The organism is Rhodospira trueperi (assembly GCF_900101965.1).
Lineage (GTDB): Bacteria > Pseudomonadota > Alphaproteobacteria > Rhodospirillales > Rhodospirillaceae > Rhodospira > Rhodospira trueperi.
In genome coordinates, this window is sequence record NZ_FNAP01000004.1 from 154,403 (window position 1) to 177,986 (window position 23,584).

General features: G+C 68.4%; 22 protein-coding genes. 7 read left to right on the forward strand and 15 right to left on the reverse strand.

What is annotated here, in order from left to right; translation table 11 throughout:
- Positions 1–551 precede the first annotated feature (551 nt).
- Positions 552–2,444 carry a methyl-accepting chemotaxis protein gene (locus tag BLS85_RS07235; RefSeq protein WP_176793463.1) on the forward strand — a complete coding sequence of 631 codons (1,893 nt, stop codon included), beginning with the start codon at positions 552–554 and terminating at the stop codon, positions 2,442–2,444.
- Positions 2,445–3,151: 707 nt separating this feature from the next.
- On the opposite strand, the gene aroA is transcribed toward BLS85_RS07235, so the two are convergent.
- Positions 3,152–4,549, reverse strand: coding sequence for a 3-phosphoshikimate 1-carboxyvinyltransferase (gene aroA, locus BLS85_RS07240; RefSeq protein ID WP_092784453.1), 1,398 nt, complete (start codon positions 4,547–4,549; stop codon positions 3,152–3,154).
- Between the two features lie 168 nt (positions 4,550–4,717).
- On the opposite strand from aroA, the gene BLS85_RS19060 reads away from it, so the two are divergent.
- Positions 4,718–4,873: a hypothetical protein gene (locus BLS85_RS19060; RefSeq protein ID WP_176793465.1), complete on the forward strand. Its 156-nt coding sequence runs from the start codon at positions 4,718–4,720 to the stop codon at positions 4,871–4,873.
- A gap of 104 nt (positions 4,874–4,977) precedes the next feature.
- Here BLS85_RS19060 and BLS85_RS07245 read toward each other — a convergent pair whose 3' ends face one another.
- On the reverse strand, positions 4,978–6,033 hold the full coding sequence (locus BLS85_RS07245) for an aldo/keto reductase (RefSeq protein WP_092784456.1): 1,056 nt from the start codon (positions 6,031–6,033) through the stop codon (positions 4,978–4,980).
- 337 nt (positions 6,034–6,370) lie between these two features.
- Here BLS85_RS07245 and BLS85_RS07250 point away from each other — a divergent pair, with 337 nt between their 5' ends.
- Positions 6,371–7,180: an AraC family transcriptional regulator gene (locus tag BLS85_RS07250; protein WP_245699129.1), complete on the forward strand. Its 810-nt coding sequence runs from the start codon at positions 6,371–6,373 to the stop codon at positions 7,178–7,180.
- Between the two features lie 62 nt (positions 7,181–7,242).
- Here the strand turns inward: BLS85_RS07250 and BLS85_RS07255 are convergent, their stop codons facing one another.
- Positions 7,243–7,839: a LysE family translocator gene (locus tag BLS85_RS07255; protein WP_092784459.1), complete on the reverse strand. Its 597-nt coding sequence runs from the start codon at positions 7,837–7,839 to the stop codon at positions 7,243–7,245.
- A gap of 178 nt (positions 7,840–8,017) precedes the next feature.
- Between BLS85_RS07255 and hisH the strand changes: the two genes are divergently transcribed.
- The 4 genes from hisH to BLS85_RS07275 are packed head-to-tail and all read left to right on the forward strand — an operon-like array spanning position 8,018 to position 10,523.
- On the forward strand, positions 8,018–8,662 hold the full coding sequence (gene hisH, locus BLS85_RS07260) for an imidazole glycerol phosphate synthase subunit HisH (RefSeq protein ID WP_092784462.1): 645 nt from the start codon (positions 8,018–8,020) through the stop codon (positions 8,660–8,662).
- Positions 8,663–8,666: 4 nt separating this feature from the next.
- Positions 8,667–9,413: a 1-(5-phosphoribosyl)-5-[(5-phosphoribosylamino)methylideneamino]imidazole-4-carboxamide isomerase gene (gene hisA / locus BLS85_RS07265; protein ID WP_092784465.1), complete on the forward strand. Its 747-nt coding sequence runs from the start codon at positions 8,667–8,669 to the stop codon at positions 9,411–9,413.
- Complete coding sequence (hisF, locus tag BLS85_RS07270) at positions 9,410–10,192, forward strand: imidazole glycerol phosphate synthase subunit HisF (RefSeq protein WP_092784468.1); 783 nt, start codon at positions 9,410–9,412, stop codon at positions 10,190–10,192. Before hisA ends, hisF begins: the two co-directional genes overlap by 4 nt.
- Positions 10,167–10,523 (forward strand): phosphoribosyl-ATP diphosphatase, encoded by a 357-nt coding sequence (locus BLS85_RS07275; protein ID WP_092784471.1) that lies wholly within the window; start codon positions 10,167–10,169, stop codon positions 10,521–10,523. The genes hisF and BLS85_RS07275 overlap by 26 nt, the downstream gene beginning before the upstream one ends.
- Positions 10,524–10,544: 21 nt before the next feature.
- Here the strand turns inward: BLS85_RS07275 and fghA are convergent, their stop codons facing one another.
- From fghA to BLS85_RS07335, 12 genes are all read right to left on the reverse strand, one after another.
- A complete protein-coding gene (gene fghA, locus BLS85_RS07280; RefSeq protein ID WP_092784474.1) occupies positions 10,545–11,399 on the reverse strand; it encodes an S-formylglutathione hydrolase in 855 nt (284 codons plus the stop codon).
- Between the two features lie 120 nt (positions 11,400–11,519).
- A complete protein-coding gene (locus BLS85_RS07285) occupies positions 11,520–12,629 on the reverse strand; it encodes an S-(hydroxymethyl)glutathione dehydrogenase/class III alcohol dehydrogenase (protein ID WP_092784477.1) in 1,110 nt (369 codons plus the stop codon).
- Between the two features lie 151 nt (positions 12,630–12,780).
- On the reverse strand, positions 12,781–14,811 hold the full coding sequence (locus tag BLS85_RS07290) for a tetratricopeptide repeat-containing sulfotransferase family protein (RefSeq protein WP_092784480.1): 2,031 nt from the start codon (positions 14,809–14,811) through the stop codon (positions 12,781–12,783).
- A 149-nt stretch (positions 14,812–14,960) separates the two neighbouring features.
- Positions 14,961–15,956: a methylmalonyl Co-A mutase-associated GTPase MeaB gene (meaB, locus tag BLS85_RS07295; protein ID WP_092784483.1), complete on the reverse strand. Its 996-nt coding sequence runs from the start codon at positions 15,954–15,956 to the stop codon at positions 14,961–14,963.
- A 635-nt stretch (positions 15,957–16,591) separates the two neighbouring features.
- The gene (locus BLS85_RS07300; RefSeq protein WP_092784486.1) at positions 16,592–16,831 is read right to left on the reverse strand and encodes a hypothetical protein; all 240 of its coding nucleotides are present in this window, start codon (positions 16,829–16,831) and stop codon (positions 16,592–16,594) included.
- 133 nt (positions 16,832–16,964) lie between these two features.
- Entirely contained in the window at positions 16,965–17,732 is a 768-nt protein-coding gene (gene tpiA / locus BLS85_RS07305; protein ID WP_092784489.1) for a triose-phosphate isomerase, read from the reverse strand.
- A 125-nt stretch (positions 17,733–17,857) separates the two neighbouring features.
- Entirely contained in the window at positions 17,858–19,183 is a 1,326-nt protein-coding gene (locus BLS85_RS07310; protein WP_245699131.1) for a TRAP transporter large permease, read from the reverse strand.
- 24 nt (positions 19,184–19,207) lie between these two features.
- The gene (locus tag BLS85_RS07315; protein ID WP_176793467.1) at positions 19,208–19,753 is read right to left on the reverse strand and encodes a TRAP transporter small permease subunit; all 546 of its coding nucleotides are present in this window, start codon (positions 19,751–19,753) and stop codon (positions 19,208–19,210) included.
- Between the two features lie 147 nt (positions 19,754–19,900).
- Positions 19,901–20,986, reverse strand: coding sequence for a TRAP transporter substrate-binding protein DctP (gene dctP / locus BLS85_RS07320; protein ID WP_092784495.1), 1,086 nt, complete (start codon positions 20,984–20,986; stop codon positions 19,901–19,903).
- A gap of 45 nt (positions 20,987–21,031) precedes the next feature.
- Positions 21,032–21,736: a GntR family transcriptional regulator gene (locus tag BLS85_RS07325; RefSeq protein ID WP_092784498.1), complete on the reverse strand. Its 705-nt coding sequence runs from the start codon at positions 21,734–21,736 to the stop codon at positions 21,032–21,034.
- A gap of 144 nt (positions 21,737–21,880) precedes the next feature.
- Entirely contained in the window at positions 21,881–22,786 is a 906-nt protein-coding gene (locus BLS85_RS07330; RefSeq protein ID WP_092784500.1) for a DUF3830 family protein, read from the reverse strand.
- Between the two features lie 5 nt (positions 22,787–22,791).
- Positions 22,792–23,568 carry an SDR family NAD(P)-dependent oxidoreductase gene (locus BLS85_RS07335; protein ID WP_176793469.1) on the reverse strand — a complete coding sequence of 259 codons (777 nt, stop codon included), beginning with the start codon at positions 23,566–23,568 and terminating at the stop codon, positions 22,792–22,794.
- Positions 23,569–23,584 lie beyond the last annotated feature (16 nt).

Consider the following 23,584-nt stretch of genomic DNA (forward strand, 5'->3'; position numbering starts at 1 on the left):
GCGTTGCCAGGGCTTGAGGGCGTCTTCCACACCGCTCATGACTCGTGGGGCAGATTCGGCCCACGGCCGCACACGAAACCGCCTGCGGCGGCGCGGCCATCGCCATTGCCACGACCGCGTCGCCGCACACGCTAATGCCGCGATTCGACGCGGAAACCGAACTTTTCAGCATCGCCGATTCGATACAGAGACGGAAGAGTTAATCTATCGTTGCTCGGTATGTGAGTGTACGATCATGTGCCTTGGCCGGCTGAGGGGTGATGCTGGCCCGGTGTCACGGCCGTGGGGGCCGGGAGGGGGGGGCAAGCGCGCGGCGCGTTTCAACGCAGACCCTGGACAGGACGACCTCGTCTGCTCCGAAATCGTCCAGAAAGCGTTCCCCGGATCGTTTGCGGGAGGGTCGCAAGACAATGCGTCTGATCAACAGTGTTCGGGGTCGTGTCGGTTTCATTCTGGCCGTTTCATCGATCGTGATTGCCGTCTTCGTTGCGTTCTATATTGCCCGCTTCTTGCTCATTAACAGAACGTACTTGGCGGCTGAAGATACGGCCATGACGGGGATCGCCCGGTCGGCCGAAATGTTTATGGTGTCGACAAAGCAGTTCTACGACGCGCTGCGGGACGCCGAGACGCCGGAGGCGGAAAGCGTGGTTCGCGCCGACTGGGCCCGCACCATCCGCGCGGTCGACGAGGCGGTGATCCACGATTTCGGCACGGAGGCACTGCGCGTGCGCCTGATTGGCGACAAGGCCTTGACCGATCAGCCTCCGATGGGGGGCGCCAGCACGGCGATCGAGCTGCCCTTCGAACGCACGGCGTTGCGGCGCATGGTCGACGATGGGGCGGCAATGGTCCGCACCGAGGAAGACGGCATCCTGCGCATCGCCGTGCCCCTGAAGGCCGACATACATCCCGGCTGTGCCGCCTGCCACAACTTGGACATCGGCTCGCCGGCCGTTCTTGGGTCGCTCAATGCCTACGTGCCGCTGGCGGCGGCGCTGGGCACGGCCTGGCGGGAGTCGTTTCAGTCCGGGGCCGTGGTCTTCGCGGCCATGGTGCTGGCGGGCTTGGCCCTGTTTTTCGTGCTGTCTAAGGTGGTCGTGAACCCACTGGTGGCCATCACCGGCTGCATGCGCCGCGTGGCCGAGGGCGACAGCTCGATTGACATCCCGTATACCCACAAGAAGGACGAGATCGGCGCCATGGCGGGCGCCATAAAGGTCTTCAAGGACAATGCCCAAGAGGTGCAGCGACTGCAGTCGGAGCAGGCCACCGAACAGCGCCGTAGCGCCCGCCGCATTCAGGCCGAAATGCTGGCCCTGACCAATGCCCTCGACGAGGAGGTCAAGAGCGCCATCGCGCAAGTGCTGTCCGAGACGGCCGCCATGCACGAGGCCACCCTCGCCATGAACCGCAGCATGTCCGACATGGAGCAAGGCTCCACGGCCGCCGCCGCGGCCTCGCGCGACGCCTCGGGCAACGTCGATGCGGCCGCCGCCGCGTCCGAGCAGCTCTCCAACTCGATCGCCGAAATCGGCGGCCAGGTTGCCCAAGCGGCCGAGGTCGCCCGCCAGGCGGTGGAGGAAGCGGAATCCACCACCGCGCGGATCAATGGCTTGGCCGAGGCCGCCAATCAGATCGGCGAGGTGGTCAATCTGATCAGTGATATCGCCAAGCAGACGAACCTGCTGGCGCTCAACGCCACGATCGAGGCGGCACGGGCCGGCGAGGCCGGCAAGGGGTTTGCCGTTGTTGCAAACGAAGTCAAGACGCTCGCCAACCAGACCGCCAAGGCCACGGAGAATATCGCCGACCAGATCGGTGGCATGCAGTCCGCCACGCAGCGCGCCGTGGACGCCATTCACGGGATCACACGCGTGATCGAACAGTTGAACGAGATCTCGACAGCCATTTCGGCGGCGGTGGAACAGCAAACGGCGGCCACCGGCGAAATCAGCCACAATGTCCAGTTGGCCGCCCGCAGCACACAGGACTCCGCCGACAACATCGGGAGCGTCTCGACAAGCAGCGAAACCACCAGCGGGCATGCTCGGACCGTCCAGGCGTCGGTCGAGCAGGTGCGCACCGATGTGGAGACCATGAAAACCGCGCTGGAACGCATCATCCGCTCGACCACGTCGGCCGACCGCGAAAACAATCGGCTGCGCACCGTCAACGTGGCGGTCACCCTGGCCTTTTCGGGCGGGCTCACGGAACCCTGTCTGCTCCAGGACCTGTCGTTCGCCGGCGTCGGGACCCTGAACCGGGTGTTGAGCGACATGCGCGAGACCGCTTTTCAGGTCACGGTGCCGGACGTCGGAACCGTGCCGGGGCACATCGTCACCACCACCGATGTCTCGACCCACATCCGGTTGGACATTGATGAGAGCAAGGCGGCCGCGTTCCGCGCTTTTGTCGGCCGCCAAGGCGGCCGGACCCCGTAACGGCCGACACCCGAGATCCCCGGCCGCGCGTGGTGGCCGGGGAGTCGAGGCCGCCCGGGCTTCCTCACGGGCCACGTCTTGCTCGACGGCCTCTTGCGCGAGGCCTTCCGGCGACCGCCGCCGGAACGCGGCAACCCGCATCATACCGCCCGACGATCAGATTGACTCGTCCGACCTTTACGACGCCGAGCCGGCGTTGTTGAGTCTTTGTTTTTCTCGCCGCAGCGCCCCTTCGGGACGCGCGGCTCCGCCGCCCCGGCCGCCCAAAGGGCGGCCACCCTTAAACTGGCGCCGCAAAGCGGCGCCATGAGCGCCGGCGCAGTCGCCCCGGCCGGCCGTCGAATGAAGTCAGTTCATTCGACGGCCGGTATCAGGCGCGCGGACAGCATGTCGTCAAGGGGGATCGATGTCGGCATCGGCGACCGGTTCAAAGGTGGAACTACTCTTTCACCGTAACCACGGATAAAGGGCGTGTCGAAACTTTTGGCAGGGCAATCGGGTGAGCGCCCTGTTGACGGAATGCGAAACATCGTAGGGCGGGTTCGCGCCGAAGGCGCAACCCGCCGCATCACCGCCACGCGGCGGATTGCCCCGCTTCGCGGGTCGAATCCGCCCTACCGAGACAAAAGAGGGTGGGGCGTTCCGCTTTGCCACCACACCCTCTTTCCCCCGATTGCCCTGGGGCCGATCAGACGGTCGCCCATGCCTCACCCGCCCGACGCGCCCGCGACCCCCACGCCCAACCCGGCCAGCAGGGTGAAGAACGGCGGGCAGGTCTTGGAGACACAGCCGGGTTCCAGCAGTCGCACGCCCGCCCCGGCCACGCCCAGCACGGCCAGCGCCATGGCCACGCGGTGGTCGTCATGCGTTTCCATCACCCCGTGGGAAGGGCGCGCCGGGTGCACCGTCATGCCGTCCGTGCGCTCGTCCACCGGCACCCCCAGCGTCGACAGCGCCGCGCACATGACGCCGATGCGGTCGCTTTCGTGCTTGCGGATGTGGGCCACGTTGTGGATCGCCACCGGCCCGTCGGCGAAGGGCGCGATGGCCGCCAGCGTCAGGGTGGCGTCCGACAGCGGCCGCATGTCCACGTCCAGTCCGCCGGTCAGGCGCCCCTCCGGCGGTCCTTCCACCGTCACCGCCGCCGGCTCGCGCGTCACCCGGCATCCCATGCGCTCCAGGATGTCGATGAAGCGCAGGTCGGGCTGGCGCGTCGCCGTGCCCACGTTGGTCACCGTCACCCGCCCGCCGGTCACCGCCGCCAGCGCCAGGAAATAGGTCGCCGTCGAGGCGTCGGCCTCCAGCGCCACGTCCGCCGGGCGATAGCCGCCGGGCTCGACCCGCATTTCGGCGAGGTCGTCGTCGGCCTCCACGATGGCCCCGAAGGTCTCCATCATGTCCAGGGTCATGGCCACGTAGTCCTTCTGCACCACGTGGTCGGTGATGAGGACGTGAACGCCGTTCAGGGCCATCGGCCCGGCCATTAGCACGCCGCTGATGAACTGGCTGGAGACCGCGCCGGACATGCGCACCGGCCCGCCCAGCAGCGACACCCCCTCGATCTCCAGCGGCGGCGCGTCCTCGGTGCCGGGGCAGGTGATGTCCCCCCCCAACTGGCGCAGCGCCAGCAGCAGCGGCGCCAGCGGCCGTCCGCGCATCTGCCGGCTGGCATCCAGCGTGAACCGGCCCGGCCCGCCGGCCGCCAGCAGACCGGGCAGGAACCGCGCCGTGGTGCCGGCGGAGCCGATGTACAGCCGCGCCTCCGGGTGCGGACGGCGCCGGCCCAGGCCATCGATGATCGCGGTGGTGCCGTCCATCGTCACGGCGGCCCCCAGGCGGCGCAGGCTCTCGACGCACCAATAGCTGTCGTCGGAGCGCAGCAGGCCGGTCAGGGTCGAGCGCCCGTCGGCCATGGCGGCGCACAGCAGGGCGCGGTTGGTGTAGCTCTTGGAACCGGGCAGGGCGATGTCGGTGACGATGGGCGCGCGGTGTGGGGCGACGTCCACATGCGGCACGCCCACCAGCGCCGACCAGGGCGACAGCCCGGAGCCCTCCGCCTCGGCCCGATCCGCGTCAACGCCCGTGGTGGTGTCCGTCGCCGTCATCGTCTTCGTCCCGCGTTCGTGCAAACCGGCCGGAGAATGGCGGCATGGGGAGTCGCTGGCAAGGGACCCGTGGGGGCCGGGGCGTCTGATGCCGGCCGGCGATTGCCTCACGTCCCCCGGCTCGGGGGCACGGCGACGCCTTGGGGAGTCAGGACAGGCGGCCCCTTCATGACCATTGCCATCATCGATTGCGGCTCCGGCACCCTGCGCTCCGCCGCCAAGGCGGTCGAGCGCACGGCGCTGGACGGCCACCGCGCCCCGGAGGTCATGGGCTGCTTCCGATATTTGACGGATTCATTCCCGTTTTCGGACAATTTCCCGTGAATTCGGCCGTTCGACCAGAGCCGATCGTTCGAAACCGGACCCGTACATGCGGTCCGATTTCGAACGTGAGTCGGCTCGACAGTATTGACGTCACGCCGAATTGATCACGATGGGCCCGACTGCTGCCGGCGTGGGTTGGGATGACTGCGGTACGATCCCTGCCGTTCGAACATCCAGCCGGGGTACTCGGGCGGCAGCTTACTCGCCTCATCCAGCGTGGCGAGTTCGTCCGCCGTCAGGTTTAGGTCGCTAGCGCCGATGTTGTCCTGGAGTTGTTCGGTGCGCTTGGCGCCTACGATCACGGTGCTCACCACCGGTTGGTGCAACAGCCAGGCCAGCGCCACCTGGGCCACGCTGACGCCACGCGCCTCGGCGATGGGTTTCATGGCGTCGATGACGTCGAACGCGCGCTCGCGGTTGACCGGCGGGAAGTCGAAGGTGACCCGCCGCGCCGCGCCGTCCGACGCACCGTCCCGCGTGTACTTACCGCTCAGCAGGCCGCCGGCCAGCGGGCTCCAGACCATCAGGCCGACCTTCTCGTGGGTCAGCATGGGGACGATCTCGCGCTCCAGGTCGCGCCCGGCCACGGTGTAGTACGCCTGCAGCGAGGCAATCCGGGAAAACCCTTTCCGCTCGGCGATGCCCAGGGCCTTCATGATGTGCCACGCGGCCCAGTTGGAGACGCCGATGTAGCGCACATACCCCTGGCGCACGAGGATATCGAGCGCCTCCAGCGTCTCCTCGAACGGCGTCAGGGGGTCGAGGCCGTGGATCTGGTAAAGGTCGATGTGGTCGACCTGCAAGCGCTTCAGGCTCGCCTTGGCCTGATCCAGGATATGGCCGCGCGACGCCCCGGCGCCGTTCGGGCCGGGCCTGGCGCGGCCGAACACCTTGGTGGCGATCAGCACGTCGTCGCGGGGCACGCCGAGGTTTTTCAGGGCCTGTCCGGTGATCTGCTCCGACAGGCCCTCGGCGTAGACGTTGGCGGTGTCGATGACGTTGATGCCGGCGTCGAAAGCGGTGCGCACGATGGCGTCGGCCTCCTGCTGCTGCACGGTGCCGATCTGGCGCCACATGCCGTCGCTGCCGCCGAAGGTCATGGTGCCGAGGCAGAGTTCAGAGACCAACAGGCCTGTGTTTCCGAGTGTGTTGTATCGCAAGGGTCTCTCCCGTCGCTGTCGCGGAGTGATCGAAGGGGGGCCGGGGGGCCGCGCGCCCCGGTCCCCTTGACATAGGCCCAAGGCGCGCCGGCCGAGAGCCGGATGCTGGCGGATCCTTGCCCGACCCTCTCACCGGGGTCGGTTCGGGGGTCGTTTTCCCGGCTCGGATCGCTATCTTCGAGACGGAGACCCGAGGCGGGGACCCAAGGCGGAGACGGACCATGACAACACTGGAAACCCTGCGCGACCTGATCGACCGGCATTGCGGCGGGGGTCGGTGCGCCACCTCCCTGCCCCGGGTGGCGCTGATGCGTGCCGACCGGCCGACCGTGCGCCGGTGCGCACGGTCTACGAGCCGCTGTTCTGCGTCGTCGCCCAGGGCGGCAAACGGGTCCTGCTGGGCGACCGGGTGGTCGAATACCGGGCCGGCGCCTTCGTGGTCGTCTCGCTCGACCTGCCCGTGAGCACGGAGATCCACGACGCCGCGCCGGACGCCCCGTACCTGTCGGTCACCATGACATTGGACCGGGCGCTGCTGACGGAGATGCTGCTGGCCCTGCCGGACCCGGCCGAAGGACCGGCCACCGCGCCGCCCGGCATGGACGTCAGCACCGTGACGGACGACCTGCTCGATCCGGTGGTGCGTCTGATCCGCCTGCTCGATCACCCGGCCGACATCCCGGTGCTGGCGCCGCTGGTCGAACGCGAGATTCTGTATCGCCTGCTGCGCGGGGAGCAGGGCGCCATGCTGCGCCAGATCGCCCTCGCCGACAGCCATCTGGCCCGCATCGGCCGCGCCATTGCCTGGATCCGGGGCCACTACACCGAACCGCTGCGCATCGATGCCCTGGCCGCCACCGCCGGCATGAGCCCGTCGACCTTCCACCGCCATTTCAAGGCGGCCACGGCCATGAGCCCGTTGCAGTTCCACAAGCAGATCCGGTTGCAGGAGGCGCGCCGCCTGCTGGTCGCCCACCAGGGCGACGCCTCCCGGGTCGGCTTCACCGTGGGCTACGAAAGCGCCTCCCAGTTCAGCCGCGAGTACAGCCGGCTGTTCGGCGCCCCGCCGGCCCGTGACGCCGCCCTGCTGCGGGCGGCCGCCACCGGCGACGGACACCGGGCCGCGATGGGCGAAGGGAGCGCGTAAGACAACGGATCCATTCCCGTTTTCGGACAAGTGTCCGAAAACTGGCGTGCGCCAATCGTGCGTTACGTCAGCAGCGCCAGTGCCACGGCGCCCACCAGCAGCACGGCGAAGACGATGTTGATGGCCCGTCCCAGGCGCGGGTCGGCGAGCGTGCGCGACAGCGCGGATCCGATGTTCAGCCAAACAACGTCAACGAACAGGATCAGACCGGTGAGGGCGATGACCTTGACGGTTCCGTCGAGCACCACATTGCCCTCGATCACCGTGTTGCTGCCCAGGAGTGCCCCCAGCGCGGCGTAGGCCTTGGGGTTGGTCAGCGCGAGGAACAGGGCGCCCCGAACGGAGGGGCGGCCCGCTTGGCGCTCGCCCCGCGACAGCGGCGGCGCAGTGGCGATCCGCCACGCCAGATACAGGATGTACAGCGCGGCGGCGGTCGTGATGACCGGCAGCAGGTCGGGCGCCACGACCAGGGTGCCGCCCAGGCCGGAGGCCAGGATCACCATGACCAGCGCCGTCCCGCCGACGATGCCGGCCAGGTAGCCCAGGCTGGCCCGCACGCCGTAGGCCGAGCCCATGGCGGCGAGGCTCAGCGTGGCCGGGCCCGGACTGCCGACCAGCGGCAAGGCCGCGAACCAGAGGAGGACAAGCTCGTCGATCATGGGCGCGTTCCCAACACAGCATGACACCCGGAGAAGCATACAAGGTTCGCCGTCCGTGTCATGCCGGCCGAAACATCCATGATGGGGGCGGCCGCCGCCACAGCGGTCCGGGCAGGGGCTTTCTCCGTCGCCGCCATCCTGCTAAAAGCGGAGCCGTCACACGACAGGTGTCCCGCTCATGACCATTGCCATCATCGACTACGGCTCCGGCAACCTGCGCTCCGCCGCCAAGGCGTTCGAGCGCGCGGCGCTGGAATGCCAGCTTGACCAGACGATTCTGGTGACCGACGACGCGGACGCGGTGGCGCGCGCCGACCGCATCGTGCTGCCCGGGGTGGGGGCCTTCGCCGACTGCCGGCGCGGGCTGGCCGCCGTGGACGGCATGATCGACGCCTTGACCGAGGCCGTTCTCAACAAGGGCCGGCCCTTCCTGGGGATCTGCGTCGGCATGCAGTTGATGGCCCGGGAGGGTCACGAGCACGGCACCACGCCCGGTCTGGGCTGGATCGACGGCACGGTGGAGGCCATCCGGCCCGCCGATTCGGCGCTGAAGGTGCCGCACATGGGCTGGAACGACCTGGTCCTGGGCGATGCCGCGCATCCGGTCCTGGAGGGCCTGCGCTCCGGGGACCACGCCTATTTCGTCCATTCCTATCATCTGGAGGTGGACGATCCGAAGCAGGTGCTGGTCACCGTGGACTACGGCGGCCTGGTGACGGCCATGGTCGGCCGCGACACCATGGTCGGTACCCAGTTTCACCCGGAAAAGAGTCAGGCCACCGGCCTGCGCCTCATCACCAACTTCCTGCGCTGGACACCCTGAGCCGATGATCCTGTTTCCCGCCATCGATCTGAAGGACGGTCAATGCGTGCGCCTGCTGAAGGGCGACATGGCGAAGGCCACCGTGTTCAGCGACAGCCCGGGCGCCCAGGCCAAACTGTTCGTGGACGCCGGCAGTCGCTGGCTGCACGTGGTGGACCTGAACGGCGCGTTTTCCGGACACCCGGTCAACGAGGCCGCCGTGGAGTCGATCTTGACCGCCGCCGGAGAGGTGCCGGTGCAGTTGGGCGGGGGGATCCGCGATCTCCAGACGGTCGAGTTCTGGCTGGAAAAGGGCGTCGCCCGGGTGATCCTGGGCACGGTGGCCCTGCGCGATCCCGACTTGGTGCGCAAGGCCTGTCACGAGTTTCCCGGCCGCGTCGCGGTGGGCATTGACGCCCGCGACGGCATGGTCGCCGTGGAGGGCTGGGCCGAGACCTCGAAGGTCACCGCGCTGGACCTCGCCCTGCGGTTCGAGGACGCGGGCGTGGACGCCATCATCCACACCGACATCGAGCGTGACGGCGCCATGGGGGGCCCCAACCTGGACGCCACGGCCAATCTGGCCGAGCGGTTGACCACGCCGGTCATTCTGTCGGGCGGCATTTCCTCGCTGGACGACGTGCGCGCCGTGGCCCGCCGGCGCGCCAGCGGCATCATCGGCGTCATCAGCGGCCGCGCGCTGTACGACGGGCGGCTCGATCCGCGCGCGGCGCTGGCGGTGCTGGCCGGGGAGGAGGACGCCACGCCATGATGAAGATGCGCATCATCCCCTGCCTGGACGTCAAGGACGGCCGCGTGGTCAAGGGCGTCAACTTCGTCGGTCTGCGCGATGCCGGCGATCCGGTGGAGCAGGCCACAATCTACGACGCCGCTGGCGCGGACGAGTTGTGCTTCCTCGACATCACCGCGAGCAGCGACAACCGCGAGACTCTGTACGACGTGGTCGCCCGCACCGCCGAGCGCTGCTTCATGCCGCTGACCGTCGGCGGCGGCGTGCGCACGGTGGAGGATGTGCGCCGGCTGTTGCTGGCCGGGGCCGACAAGGTCTCGATCAACACGGCGGCCGTGAAGACCCCCGAATTCGTGCGCGAGGCGGCCGAGAAGTTCGGCACCCAGTGCATCGTCGTGGCCATCGACGCCAAGCGGGTCAGTGACGACCGCTTCGAGATCTTCACCCACGGCGGCCGCACGCCCACCGGCATCGAGGCCATCGGCTGGGCAAAGCACATGGTGGAGCTGGGCGCCGGCGAGATCCTGTTGACCAGCATGGACCGCGACGGCACGCGGCAAGGCTTCGACATTCCGCTGACCCGGGCCATCGCCGACGCCGTCACGGTCCCGGTGATCGCCTCAGGCGGAGTGGGGACGCTCGATCATCTGGTGGAGGGCATCCGCGACGGCCACGCCACGGCGGTTCTGGCGGCCTCCATCTTCCACTTCGGCGAACACACCATCGGCGAGGCCAAGGCCCACATGCGCGCCGCCGGCATCGCGGTGCGGGAGGATGCCAGTGACAGCCCCCGAACCTGAGGCGCTCGACGCGCGCGTACTCGACCATCTCAACCGCGTGGTCGAAAGCCGTAAGGGGGCCGATCCCGACACGTCCTACACCGCCAAGCTGTTCGCCAAGGGCCCCAACAAGATCGCCCAGAAGGTCGGCGAGGAGGCTACCGAGGTCATCATCGCCGCGCTGGCCGAGGGACCCGACAAGGTGGTCAGCGAAAGCGCTGATCTGCTCTATCACCTCAGCGTGTTGTGGGCGCAGACGGGGGTGGCGCCGGAGCAGGTGTGGGCCGAACTGGCGCGCCGCTTCGGCACCTCCGGGCTGGAAGAAAAGGCTGGCCGGGCGCCGGGCGCTTGATCCCACGTTCGCGCCACGCCCTCACGGCCCGAGCCGCTCCGTCAGCGCCGCCGCGTGATGGGCGACGTGCTCGGCCATGAACGTCGCGATGAAGTAGTAGCTGTGGTCGTACCCCGGCTGCAGGCGTAGCGTCACCGACACGCCGCTGTGTCCGGCGACGTCGGCGAACACCTCCGGCGTGAGCTGCGTGTCCAGAAAGGTATCGGCCTCACCCTGGTCGATCAGGATCGGAGTCCGCCAGCCCGACTCCGGCACCAGGGCCGTGGCGTCATAGGCCGCCCACGCGGCGCGGTCCGGGCCGAGATAGCCGGTGAAGGCCTTCTCCCCCCACGGCACCCGCGACGGCGCGACGATGGGCGCGAAGGCCGACACAGACCGATAACGATCCGGGTTTCTTAGGGCCAGCACAAGAGCCCCGTGCCCGCCCATGGAATGGCCGAAGATGCTCTGTCGTGCCGGGTCCATGGGGAACTGCGCGGCCACCAGGGCCGGCAGTTCGTGCAGCAGGTAGCTGTACATGCGGTAGTGCGCTGACCACGGCGCCTCGGTGGCGTCGACGTAGAAGCCCGCCCCGCTGCCGAAGTCGTAGTCGTCGTGCTCGCCCGGCAGGTCGAGCCCGCGCGGGCTGGTGTCCGGCGCCACCAGCATCAGGCCGTGCTCGGCGGCGTAGCGCTGCGCGCCGGCCTTGGTGATGAAGTTTTCCTCCGTGCAGGTCAGGCCCGACAGCCACCACAGCACCGGCACCGGCCCCGCTTCAGCCTGCGGCGGACGGTAGACGGCGAAGCGCATGGGGGTTTTCGTCTCGGCGGAGTCGTGGCGGTAGACGCCCTGGACACCGCCGAAACACTTCTGTTCAGAGATCGTTTCCAACGTCATGGGTTTGTTGCTCGGCTTCAGAGCAAATCCCGAGCGATCCGGAAGGGATCGCGACGACGATTTGCTGAACTGCGAAAGGGGTCGAGCGCGTTGCCTGAGTCAGAACTCACGCAACGCGCTCTAGAACCGGATTACGGTGCGGATGGAGGTGCCCTCGTGCATCATCTCGAAGGCCTCATTGATGCGCTCCAGCGGCAGCACGTGGGTGATCATGGGGTCGATCTCGATCTTCCCCTTCATGTACCACTCGACGATCTTCGGCACGTCGGTGCGGCCCCTGGCGCCGCCGAAGGCCGTGCCCTGCCACTTGCGACCGGTGACGAGCTGGAACGGCCGCGTGGAAATCTCCTCGCCCGCGCCGGCCACGCCGACGATGGTCGAAACGCCCCAGCCCTTGTGGCAGCACTCCAGGGCGGCGCGCATCACGTCCACCTTGCCGATGCATTCGAAGCTGTAGTCGGCGCCGCCGCCGGTCAGTTCGACGAGGTGAGCGACCAGATCGCCCTCGATCTCCTTCGGGTTGACGAAATGGGTCATGCCGAAGGATTCGGCGATGCCCTTGCGGGCGGGGTTGATGTCCACGCCGACGATCATGCCGGCGCCCACCAAGCGCGCGCCCTGGATCACGTTCAGGCCGATGCCGCCGAGGCCGAAGACCACCACGTTCGCACCCGGTTCCACGTGGGCGGTGTTGATGACCGCGCCAACCCCCGTCGTCACGCCGCAGCCGACGTAGCATACTTTCTCGAACGGCGCGTCCTCGTGGATCTTCGCCACCGCGATCTCCGGCAGCACGGTGTGATTGGCGAAGGTCGAGCAACCCATGTAGTGGTGCAGCATGCGGCCGTTCAGCGAGAACCGGCTGGTGCCGTCGGGCATCAGGCCCTGGCCCTGGGTGGCGCGGATGGCCTGACACAGGTTGGTCTTGCCGCTGAGGCAGTATTCGCACTGGCGGCATTCGGGCGTGTACAGCGGGATGACGTGGTCGCCCGGTTGCACCGAGGTCACGCCGTCGCCGACCTCCAGTACCACGCCGGCGCCCTCGTGGCCGAGAATGGTGGGGAACAGGCCCTCCGGATCGGCCCCGGAGAGCGTGTAGGCGTCGGTGTGGCAGACCCCGGTGGCCTTGATCTCGACCAGCACCTCGCCGGCCTTCGGTCCCTCCAGGTCCACCTCCTCAATGACCAGCGGCTGGCCAGCCTGCATCGCCACGGCGGCGCGTGTCTTCATGGGTCCGATCCTCCCTGTGAGTTCCCGATGTTTTCACTCGGGTTTCCAGGGATCATGACCCGAACCCGTCGCCCGGGGCAACCGTCCGTCGCGCGGACAGGCAGGAAATCTCGACGGTCGCCCCGCGAACAGGGTGGCGGGCGGCGACCGACTAAACCGGCCGGTCGAGCAGGCCGTGCGCCTCCAGGATCGCCCGAACCGGCGCGAGTTGCTCCGCATAGCGCCGCCAGCGGCCGACCGAGCCGGTGAACACCGGCTGGCGTACCTGCCACTTGCTGGCGGTGTAGACCGACCGTTCGGTTTCGTGGAAGCGCAGCACGGCCTCGTCCCAGGGCAGGCCGAGAAAATCGATCAGCCGCCGCCCCTCGCCCTCCAGGTCGTTGACCAGGGCCTCGTAATCGACGGTCATCGTCCAGGCCGGCAGCACCAGACGCCAATGCGCCATGATGCGGTCGTGCTGGACCAGGGCCTGGGCGATGCTCTCCAGCCCGTTGGCGTAGGGCACGCCGTCGGCGAAGTTCTGCTGGAACAGCGAGACGGCAGTGTCCAGCGGATCGCGGCGACAGACGATGATGCGCGCCTTGGGGAACGTCAGGGCGATCAGGCCCAGCCGCATGGCGTTGTCCGGCAGCTTGTCGCTGACCCGAAGCGCACCCGGCTTGCCGGCGCGATGGGCGGCGATGTCCAGCGTGTCCAGAACCCGCCCGGCGGCGTCCGCGACGGCCTCCCGGCTCAGGTCGGGCACGGCGTCCGGATAGTCGGGCAGGCCGGCCTGCAGCGCCGGCCACACGCCGAGCTCGCCGGCCCCGACGACGTCGGGGTGACTGGCGATCATCTGCTCGACCAGAGAGGTTCCGGAACGCGGCATGCCGACGATGAACACGGGCCGTTCGCTGTCGTGGCCCAAGGGGGCGAGCGACTCGAACAGGTCCGGTGTGAAGACCGCGCAAGAGCGTTCGATCAGGGCGTCACGCCGCAGGATGTCATCGGGCCGCCCCCGGCGTTGCAGGGTGTTGGCCTCCGACAGGGCGGCGAACACCTCATCCGGGGCGCCACCGCTGTCATCCAGAGCCTTGGCAAGCGCGAACAGCGCCTCTGCGCGGGTGCCCGGGTCGCCCGCCGACTCCGCCACGCGGCGCAGGGCGTCGAGCGCCGGATCGCCCGACGATACGGTGCCGGACTTCACCAGGCCGCGCAGGGCGATCACATTGCCGGGGTCGCGCTCCAGTGCCTCCCGGTAGGCTGCCCGCGCCGCCTCGAACCGGCCCTGGCGTTGCAAGGCGTCGCCCAGGGTTAGGCAGACACCGGGATGATCGGGCGCGCTCTCCCGCAGTGGAAGCAGCAGGGCCTCGGCCTCATCGGCGCGCTGGTCGCCGATCAGCATCCCGGCGAGGGTGATGATCCGCTCGGCGTGGCCGGGACCGGGCCGGGACAGGTCCACCGCCGCGCGTTGGGCGGCCATGGCCTCGTCCGCCCGGCCGAGCGCCGACAGCGCCAGAGCGAGGTCGTTGTGAAGGCCGGCGTCCTCACGCGCCCGCTCCCGCGCCGCCTCCAGGACCGGCAGGGCCTCGCCGGCACGGCCGAGCCGCAGCAGGGCGCGGCCGCGCAGGGCCAGCGCCTCGGCATGGTCCGCTGCCCCATCGAGAACGGCGCGGGCTTCCTCAAGGGCGCGCGCGGGGTCACCGGTGTCCAGCAGCGCCTTGCCGTGGGCGAGGCGGGCGCGCGGCTCGGCGGGCGCCCGGCGGGCCGCGTCGGCGAACGCCGCCAGCGCCTCGCGGCGACGGCCCAGACTCCACAGGGCGCTGCCGGCGTTGAGTGCATGGTCGATCACGGCTGGCTCGACGCTGGCGGCTTGTGCGAACAGCTTGGCCGCCGGTTCCAGGTGCCCGGCGCGCGCGGCGACCACGCCCAGGCCCCCCAGCGCCAGCCCGCACCGCCCGTCGAGGCCCAGGGCCTGCCGAAAGCGGCCCTCGGCGCCCCGCGCGTCGCCCTTGGCCAGCAGCCGGTGCCCCTCCGCCGCCAGTCGACCGGCCTGGGCGGGGTCGGCGGGCTGAGGTGCTCCGGCGCGCGGCACCATGTGCGACAGCGTGCCCCGGACGGTCGTCGTCGCGCGGGGGGCCGTGGCCTGTTGGCGAGGACCGGGCTTTGGGACTTTCCCGGGTTTTCTGGATTTCCTGCTCATGGGTGTTTCGCCGGCAGTGTCTCGGAACGGGGTCGCCGCAGGATAGCGGCCATGCCGGTGAATACCAGAGGGTGAAATCCGCCGTGAGTGTATTCCGGCGCCATCCGGCTTTCACCATCGCGGGAGCGACCAGCGCGACGGCCGTATTTCTACTCCGCGGAAACCCCGAACGTTTCCAGGATTTCCGTAGCCGCCAGAGTGACGGTCAGGGAGCCGTCGTCGACGCCCTTCAGCAGGTCGGGCAGGCGGCCCTTGACCTCGGGGTGGTCGCGCACGGCGTCCAGCACGCGGTCCTCGACCATCGACCACATCCAGTTGACGCGCTGGCGGCGGCGCTTCTCGGCGATCTCGCCGGTCGCGGACAGCGTGCTCCAGTGTTCCTCGACCTTCTGCCACAGCGTATCCAGGCCCTTTCCGGACAGGCCGGAGCAGGTGACCACCGGCACCATCCAGTTGGGGCTGGGCGGCTGAAGGATATGGACCGCATTCTTGTACTGATGCACCGCCTGATGCGCGGCCTGAACGCCCAGGCTGTCCACCTTGTTGACGGCGATCAGGTCGGCGAGTTCCAGCACCCCCTTCTTGATGCCCTGCAACTCGTCGCCGGCTCCGGCCAGCATCAGCACCAGGAAGAAGTCCACCATGTCGGCGACCACGGTCTCGTTCTGGCCGGCGCCGACGGTCTCCACCAGGATGACGTCGAAGCCGGCGGCCTCGCACACCACCATGGTCTCGCGGGTCGCCCGGTTGACGCCGCCCAGGCGCCCGCCAGACGGCGACGGCCGGATGAAGGCATTGGGGTCGGTGGCCAGCGCCTCCATGCGGGTCTTGTCGCCCAGGATGGAACCGCCGGAGCGTGTCGACGACGGGTCCACGGCCAGCACCGCGACCTTGTGGCCCTTCGCCGTCAGCATGCGCCCCAGCGATTCGATGAAGGTGGACTTGCCCACCCCGGGTACGCCGGTGATGCCGACGCGGTGGGCCTTGCCGCTCAACGGCAGCAGTTCCAGCAGCATTGCCTGGGCCAGATCGCGATGTCGCCGCGCCCGGCTTTCCACCAGGGTGATGGCCTGACCCAGGGCGGCGCGGTCACCGGAGCGCACGCCGGTCACATAGTCCTCAACGGTCAGTTCGGCACGGGTCATGGGGCGGCTCTGGGCTGAGGGAGGCGAGGGACGCGGATGGGCGGCGGGGACGGCGCGACCGCCGAACCCCACTGAACCCGGTTCGCGTCGCCGGTTCAACCCCCGGGATGGCCGCTGCACCGCAGCGAGCCGCGCGCATCGGCGGCCAAGCCGGATCGGTTCGGACGCCGCCCTGGCGCGCCACGGCGTGGTCTCGCCGGGTTTTCCCGGTCGGCGCTGTCGGCTTCGGAGCAATCGATATCAATTTTATTTAAGATGCCACAAAAATACCTTGCAAGTGTGTGGTCGAGGTCACAGTCGTGTTCAAGACTAAAATCCTGGCCGTCTGGTCAGGTTCTGCGGAAGGGGTCACAGTGGTAAGGTCGAAGGACTGAGACAATGGGGTCATGGAGGGCGCCATGTTCATCCAGAATGAAATCACCCGCTATATATACATCGTCTACATAGTCATGGCCGGTGTATCGCTTTATGCCGGGTTCTGATGCCGCCCGACGAACAGGTCGGCCCTTTTTGGAGGGTGGCTGGCGCAAGTGCCCCGGTGTCGCGCGCCTCGAAGGGGTGCCGCGGCGATAAGAAATGACGAAGACTCATCGCCATCGCTGCACCGCAGTGATCCTGATCGAGACGAGTCAACGCTATCGACGGCTCGACAGAATCGGCGGATCGTCGCTGCGGTCGGGATCCGCCGTGCCCTCCGCCGCTTCCAGGGCGGCGAGGTGCCGGTTGCCCAGGACAATGACCGGGCCGAGGGCGACGAAGAACACCGTCTGCGTCATCCACGTCACCCAGTGCGGCAGGACGCCGACGACGGACAGGGTGACCAGCACCATCATCAGCGCCAGCAGCAACCACATCGCCAACGCCGCGTGGACCATGAACCGGCGCGGCGGCCCCGGCCGGGCGTTGTGGATCGACGCCCAGGTGCCGAGCGCGCCGCCCAGTGTGCCGATGATCGCCCCGGCGATGCCGCCGATCCATCCCTACTCCGCGCCCGTCAACCGGACAGCCTTACACGCACGCGCTGGCGATGGCCTGGAAGTCGGCGGCCTTCAGGCTGGCGCCGCCGACCAGGGCGCCGTCCACATCGTCGATGGCCATCAGTTCGGCCGCGTTGCCCGGCTTGACCGACCCCCCGTAGAGAATCAGCAGGGCCTCGGCGGTGGCGCCCATGCGCTCGCGGGCGTCGGCGCGGATGCGCTGGTGAATCTCCGCCACGTCCTCGGTGGTCGGCGTGCGCCCGGTGCCGATGGCCCAGACCGGTTCGTAGGCAATGACGACGTTGGTGCCGGTCGCGCCGTCGGGCAGCGAGCCATTGAACTGGCGCGACACGACGGCGAGGGCCTGCCCGGCGTCGCGCTCGGACTCGGTCTCGCCGATGCAGATGATGGGCACCAGACCGGCGGCCATGGCGGCCGTGGCCTTGGCGCGGACCTGCTCGTCGGTTTCGTGGTGATCGGTGCGCCGCTCCGAGTGGCCGACGATCACATGGCTGGCGCCTAGGTCCTTGAGCATCCAGGCGCTGACGTCGCCGGTGTGCGCGCCCTTGTCGGCGGCGTGGCAGTCCTGCCCGCCGACGCCCAGCGACGTTCCGGCGATCGTGTCGGCCACCGGCGCCACCAGCGTGGCCGGCGGACAGACCAGCATGTCGACATGGTCGCGCACGGCGGTGCCGTCGGCGTCCAGCCAGGCGGCCAGGGATCGGGCCAGATCCAGGCCGTCGGCGCGCAGACCGTTCATCTTCCAGTTGCCGGCGATCAGTTGCCGTCGGACGTGCATGGTATCCCCCTGCGGTGGTTGCGGTGAGTGGGCGTCTGTCTATCACGCTGGACCAGGAATTTGAACGTCGCCGTTGGGGATGGGATGGCGCCCCAGGGCGGGTCTGCTTGATCGTCGGCCTGGTTTCAGAATCCCCTGACGAGCACCGTGGGCAGCCATGTGGCCAAGGACGGGAAGGCGATCAGCAGCCCCATGACCAGAATCTGACACACAATGAACGGCAGCACGCCGGCATACATCTGCCGTGTCGTCATGTCCGGGGGCGCGATGCCCTTCAGGTAGAAGATCGAGGGCGCCATCGGCGGCGTCAGGTATGACGTCTGCAGGATCACGAACGTCAGCATGGCGAACCAGATGGGATCGACGCCGTGGCTGTCCAGCAGGGGCACGAAGATCGGCAAGCAGATCAGCAGCACCGACACCCATTCCAGGATAAATCCGGCCACGAAGACGATCAGCAGCAACAGGAGGACGAGGCCCTGGGCGTCCAGGGCGGCGGCCTCGACGAGGCCGCGCACCACCGTGTTGCCGCCCAGGCCCCGGAAGATCGAGCTGAACATCGATCCGGCCACCACGATCAGCAGGATCATGCTGGTCAGGCGGACAGTGCGCTGGAAGGCGTCCCACACCATGCTTGCGGACAATCGCCGATACAACGCGGCCAGCAGCAGGGCGCCCAGGGCGCCGACCGAGGCGGCTTCCGTCGGCGTGGCGACGCCGGCCAGGATGGTCCCCAGGACGGCGACGATCAGCCCCGTGGCCGGCAGCAGTCCCACCGCCGTCAGGCCCAGCTTGCGGCCCAACGGCATGTCCTGGTCCGTGGTGTCGGTGTCGAGCCGTGAGGGCGGACTGACGAGGCCGCGCGCGGCGATGTACAGCAGGAACAGGCCGACCATCAGCGCCCCGGGCAGGATGGCGGCGGCGAACAGCTTGCCCACCGACTGGTTGGCGACCGAGGCGTAGACGATCAGCACCAGGGACGGCGGAATCATGGTGCCCAGCGAGCCGCCGGCGCACACCGTGCCGGCGATCAGGTCGTTGCGGTAGCCCACGCGCTGCATGGCCGGGATGGCCATCAGGCCGATCATGACCTCGACCGCGCCGACAATGCCGGTGGTTGCGGCGATCAGGGTGGCCATGGACATGGTGGTCAGGGCCAATCCGTTGGGCAGGCGCCCGACCCAGAGTTGCAGCACTCGGAACAATCGCTCGGCGATGCCGGAGCGCTCCAGCAGGCAGCCCATGAGGATGAACGGTGGCACGGCGGTCAGCAGGAACTGCGACGCCGTGGTCTGCACCACGTTGAACAGCTGGATGCCGACGCGGTGGTCGTACAGCACCCAGCCGAACAGGACGCCGACCACGATCAGCGTGAAGGAGACCGGCATTCCCAGCAGCAGCAGCGCGACGGCAGCCGGAAACATCAGCACGGCGAGGACTTCGGTCTCCACGGGCGGTCGGCTCCGGCTGGGCGGTCAGGACGCGGACGGTCGGGTCGGGTCGGGCGGATCCGCGATTCCGGCAAGGCGCAGGCCGTTGCGCACGCCCTCCGCCACCACCTGAATCAGCAGGCCCAGCAGGCCCACGGCCAGCGCGGTCAGAAACGGCCAGATCAGGGGTTCCCAGGCGCTGGCCGTCTCGACCGAGCCGCGCTCCCAGGCCCGCCACGCCTTGACGATGGCGTAGTACGTGCCGAGCCCGAGAACGGGCGCGAACACGCCCAACAGAAACACCGCCTGCACCCCGTGGCGCGCGCGCGCCGGCAGCATCTGCCACACCACGTCGATGCGCACGTGGCCGTCGTTGCGCAGGGTGTGCCCGGCCGCCAGCAGGAACACGCTGCCGTTCAGCATGGTGCTGACGTCGTTCGACCAGATCGTCGGCGCGTTGAACACGTACCGCGCCACGATCTCATACAGCGTGGCGCCGATCATGACTGCCATCAGCCCGACCGCCAGGGCCGCCGTCGCGTCCGACAGGCGGTCCACGCCGCGCAGGAGTCTATGAATCGTCTGGCTCACGCCTTGTCTTTTCCACTTCATCCTTCGTCATGGCGAGCCCGCGTCATGTGACGCGGGCGAAGCAATCCAGGGCAGGGAGCGCAACGTTTCGCCCTGGATTGCTTCGTCGCTACGCTCCTCGCAATGACGGGCCTGCTTTGCGTCTTGTCACGGCCGGTGGTCGATCACCAGGTACTTGCTGTTCGCGCGCCAATGGTCCTGGAAGCTGAACACGGACTCGGCCAGACGCATCGGCAGATCATCACCGCTGGCCGCCGCCTCCTCGGCCAGACGCATGGCCCAGGCGCGTGACTTCTCCTGCGCGTCCTCCATGAACGCCTCGTCCAGGCGGACGAATTCATTCCCGCCGGCCTGCAACTCTTCCATGGTCTCCAGGTCGCGGGTGATCATGGCGTTCAGGCTGCGATAGGTGGTCAGTTCCGCCGCCAGTTCCATCTTGCGTTGGATGTCCTCGGGCAGGCTGTCCCAGGTTTCGGTCAGCATGACGGTTTCGAACGCCCAGGACGGCGCCTGGATGCCGGGATAGATGATGTACTTGGCCACTTCGTGGAAGCCGATCTTGGCGTTCTCCGAAGGGATGGAGTATTCGGCCATGTCGATGCCGCCTTTCTCCAGCATCCCATAGATCTCGGAGCCGGCGACGACGGTCGGTGAGGCACCGTAGTTTTCCTCGACGATGGCTGCCCAGTTGCCCAGGGTGCGGAACTTCTTGCCTTCCAGGTCGTCGGCATTGCGGATCGGTTCGTTGGCGTGGGCGAAGAACTCCGACGGGCCGAGCGAGGTGACCAGGGCATGCATGCCCATCTTCTCCCGGCGGTGTTCCTGCCAGAGCTCCAGGCCGCCGCCCTCGTACAGCCATGGCAGATAGCTGTCCACGCCCAACCCGGTCGGGAACGAGGCCACCATGGCGTTCACCAGATCCGACGTGCCCAGGAAGATGGGCGTGGTCTGCGCCATGTCGATCAGGCCGTCGGAGACCGCGTCATGCAGCTTCAGCACGCTGCCGACGGTGCCGGCCGGCAGGATCTCGATGGCCACGCGACCGTCGGTCAGGTCGGCCACCAGATCGGCGAAAGGCTTCGCCATGTCCTGGTAGTAGATGCTGTTCTCGCTGGAGATGATGGCCATGCGGAACTCGAAATCCGCCGCCTGCGCCGGCAAGGCCGCCGCTCCCATCGCCAGGGCTCCGGCGACCAGCGCCGGGCGGGTCCACTCCATCATCCGCTGCGTCATGACGTCGTCTCCGTTTCGGTTTTGCGTTGGGGCGACCTGGGTCCGCTAGTCGGCGGGGTTGGCTGACGATTCTTCCAGACCGCGTATCGTGTCCAGCAGGGAGCGACCAGCCGTTTCGATGTCCGCCTCCACGGCGCGGGCGAATCGTTCGGTGTCCCCGTTTTCCAGACCTTCGATAATGTTGATGTGGTTGCGGATGCCGATGTCGGCGCGGCCGTAGTCCGGATAAAGATAGTGCAGGTAGGAGCCGGTCTTCAGCCAGCAGGTTTCGATCATGCGGGTCAGGGTGGGCATCTCCGCCAGCCGGTAGATCTCGAAATGAAAGTGCCAGTTCAGTTCGATGACGTCGCGGAAGTTTCTGGTGTTATAGGCCTCGACCAGGCGATCATTGATCGCCCGGATGCGTTTGGCGGCGACGCTGTCCAGCTTCGGCGCCGCCTCGCGCGCCGCCGCGCCCTCCAGGGCAATGCGGATGACCAAAAGCTCCCGCACCTTCTGGGCGTCCATCACCGGAACCGAGACCGTCCCGTTGGGTCCCAGTTCCAGCGTTCCCTCTGAGACCAGACTGTAAAGGGCCTCGCGGGCCGGTGTCAGGCTGATGTCGAGCGAGCGCGAGACCGAGCGGATCGTCAGCTTGGCGCCGGGTTCGAAGCGGCCCGCCATGATGGCGACTCTCAACTGTTCCCGGGCGCGTTCCGCCAGGGTGCCAGGCCGGTCCACGGGGTTCAGGCGCAAGTCAATGTCGTTCACGAGGCTTCACTCCAACCAACCCATCGGCAAAGACAGCGCGAAACAAGCTCAAAAAAAGTACCGTTGCGCTTTTATCTGGCGGTGTCCTCGACTGTGGCGGGTTTCGCGGCGGTCCGTCAAGCCATTGATCCGCTTGGGGAACGGTCAGGGCTTGCTTGGCCCGCCTGCCCGATGGCGCAGAACGATCCCGTTGGCGTCCCACCACGGGATTCGCAGGTCCAGCCACGCGGCCATGCGTCCGCAGAAGATCGTGAGGTCCGCAAGCGTTTCGCCGACCGGTGAGTCGTCCGTCCGGGTCAGGGCCTCGCGACCGGCCCGGAGAACCTCGCCCGATTCGTGTAGATGGCAATAGCCGACGATCCGGTCCAGGGTCAGGTCAAGTGTTTCACAGGCGATGGTCGCCCGGGTTCGGTCGTCGTGGCCGGTCGCGTTGCGCCACAGGCGCCACATCAGTTCCTGGGTGCGTCGGAACTCGCCCTCGGCTGTGACCAGGGGGCCGAACGGGATGTTAAGGCCGTCGCGGCGCATCAAGGCCTCGACCTCGGCGGGTTCTCCGGCCCAGACCCTGCGGCGCCCCTCGCGCAGCCGCCCCAGCGGTCCGCTGTCGGCGACCGGTGAGGCGCCGGCCGGAGCCGCCGCCTCGTCCTGCCCGGAGAGGAACAGGCGCGCGGAGAAGGTCCGCCGGCCATGCTCGCGCCGCTGAACATCCGCCAGATCGCGCAGCCACCCCACGTCGCCGACGATGTGGCCCAGCAGGTTGACCGAAGCGGTCTCGGCCTGAAGGGCATCGTAGGTGAGTTCCATGTACTGGCGATCCGGGTAGTACAGGAAGGCCCCGGGCGGCAGGGAATGGATGTCGGCGCCCTGCTCCAGCGGTTCCAGAATCGGGGTCGGCCAGTAGATGTGGCAGCCGGCGATCTTGGCGCAGTGAAGGGTGATGTCGGCCGGCAGCCAAGCCTTCAGCGCGGCCAGGGTGCGCGGCGCGGCCTCGTCGGTCAGCGTCACCGCATGATCGGTGCCCTCGCACCGAAAGATGAGCTGGTCGGGCATGGCCGTCACCGGTTGGTGTTGGAGGGCTGGATGAAGCCGTTGGCGATCCAGCCGCCGTCCACCGGAAGAATGGTGCCGGTGGTCATGCCTGCGTCCGGGCTGGCCAGGAAGGCACAGGCCGCCGCCACCTCTTCCACCGTCGCCATGCGCCCCAGGGGTGTTCGGGCCTCCACGCCGGCCTGATTGTACAGGCCGCGCGCGATCAGATCGCGGATCATCGGAGTCATGACACCGGTGGGCGCGACCACGTTGACGCGCACACCGCGCGGCCCGAGTTCCACGGCCAGCGCGCGGGCCAGATTGTGGACGGCGCCCTTGGAGGCGCAGTAGGCGGAGCGGTCCGGGGCGCCGCCCTCGCCGTAGACCGAGCCGAGCAGAACCGCCCAGCCCCCGAGGTCGGGCATGGCCTCGACCGCCGCGCGCACCGAAAGCCAAGTGCCCGTGACGTTGATGTCCATGATCTCGCGGAACTGCTCGGGGGTGAGCGTTGCGATGGGAGCGATGCGGGTGATCCCGGCGGCGGTCACGACGCCGTCGATACCGCCGAAGGCCTCTGTCATGACCCGGGTTGCGCGCTCCAGGTCGGCGGAGTCGCGGACATCCCCGGTCACCGCCACGACGGAGTCCGCCGGCGCATTCAACGCGCGCCGGGCCTCTTCCATGCCGCCGCGCCCGAACAGGCACACCCGCGCGCCGTCGGCCAGGAAACGCCGCGCGATGGCGTGGCCCAGTCCCTGCCGCGCGCCCGTGATGAGGACCCGTTGCGTCGTCAGATCAGGCACATCCTGCCTCATGCCG

Bases quoted from the DNA above. Each gene is read 5' to 3' on its own strand.
- BLS85_RS07235 (WP_176793463.1), top strand. From the start codon at position 552: ATGACGGGGATCGCCCGGTCGGCCGAAATGTTTATGGTGTCGACAAAG.
- aroA (WP_092784453.1), bottom strand. From the start codon at position 4,549: ATGACGGCGACGGACACCACCACGGGCGTTGACGCGGATCGGGCCGAG.
- BLS85_RS19060 (WP_176793465.1), top strand. From the start codon at position 4,718: ATGACCATTGCCATCATCGATTGCGGCTCCGGCACCCTGCGCTCCGCC.
- BLS85_RS07255 (WP_092784459.1), bottom strand. From the start codon at position 7,839: ATGATCGACGAGCTTGTCCTCCTCTGGTTCGCGGCCTTGCCGCTGGTC.
- hisH (WP_092784462.1), top strand. From the start codon at position 8,018: ATGACCATTGCCATCATCGACTACGGCTCCGGCAACCTGCGCTCCGCC.
- hisA (WP_092784465.1), top strand. From the start codon at position 8,667: ATGATCCTGTTTCCCGCCATCGATCTGAAGGACGGTCAATGCGTGCGC.
- hisF (WP_092784468.1), top strand. From the start codon at position 9,410: ATGATGAAGATGCGCATCATCCCCTGCCTGGACGTCAAGGACGGCCGC.
- BLS85_RS07275 (WP_092784471.1), top strand. From the start codon at position 10,167: ATGCCAGTGACAGCCCCCGAACCTGAGGCGCTCGACGCGCGCGTACTC.
- fghA (WP_092784474.1), bottom strand. From the start codon at position 11,399: ATGACGTTGGAAACGATCTCTGAACAGAAGTGTTTCGGCGGTGTCCAG.
- BLS85_RS07285 (WP_092784477.1), bottom strand. From the start codon at position 12,629: ATGAAGACACGCGCCGCCGTGGCGATGCAGGCTGGCCAGCCGCTGGTC.
- BLS85_RS07290 (WP_092784480.1), bottom strand. From the start codon at position 14,811: ATGAGCAGGAAATCCAGAAAACCCGGGAAAGTCCCAAAGCCCGGTCCT.
- meaB (WP_092784483.1), bottom strand. From the start codon at position 15,956: ATGACCCGTGCCGAACTGACCGTTGAGGACTATGTGACCGGCGTGCGC.
- BLS85_RS07300 (WP_092784486.1), bottom strand. From the start codon at position 16,831: ATGGTCCACGCGGCGTTGGCGATGTGGTTGCTGCTGGCGCTGATGATG.
- tpiA (WP_092784489.1), bottom strand. From the start codon at position 17,732: ATGCACGTCCGACGGCAACTGATCGCCGGCAACTGGAAGATGAACGGT.
- dctP (WP_092784495.1), bottom strand. From the start codon at position 20,986: ATGACGCAGCGGATGATGGAGTGGACCCGCCCGGCGCTGGTCGCCGGA.
- BLS85_RS07330 (WP_092784500.1), bottom strand. From the start codon at position 22,786: ATGCCCGACCAGCTCATCTTTCGGTGCGAGGGCACCGATCATGCGGTG.